The organism is Paenibacillus enshidis, assembly GCF_042136365.1.
GTDB lineage: Bacteria > Bacillota > Bacilli > Paenibacillales > Paenibacillaceae > Paenibacillus > Paenibacillus enshidis.
On record NZ_JBHHMI010000093.1, the window covers coordinates 1 to 353 of the forward strand.

Sequence of the window (353 nt, forward strand, 5' to 3'; positions counted from 1 at the left end):
TCTACTTCTTCAAAAAAAGCTATTATTTTTGTTAATAGTCGATCCGAAGCAGAACTGACCGTCTTGGGGCTAAGACAACTCGCGGCCAAGCGCCAGGAGCGAGACATATTTCATGTTCATCACGGCAGCTTATCAACCACGCTTCGAAATGAAGCAGAGACGGCCCTAAAAGCAGGCTCTGGTCCCGCTGTGACGGCTGCAACGTTAACCTTGGAGTTGGGAATAGACCTGGGCGAACTGGATCGCGTTGTGCAGCTGGGAGCTCCGCAAAGTGCTTCTAGCTTTGTCCAGCGGCTGGGGCGGACCGGGAGAAGGAAAGGGCGCGGATCAGAAATGGTATTTGCCTGTGCAGA

1 protein-coding gene is annotated in these 353 nt (G+C 52.7%); it reads left to right on the forward strand.

The features are described 5' to 3' along the window. A partial coding sequence (locus ACE41H_RS25225) for a helicase-related protein (protein ID WP_375358320.1) occupies window positions 1-353 on the forward strand: 353 nt, incomplete at both ends.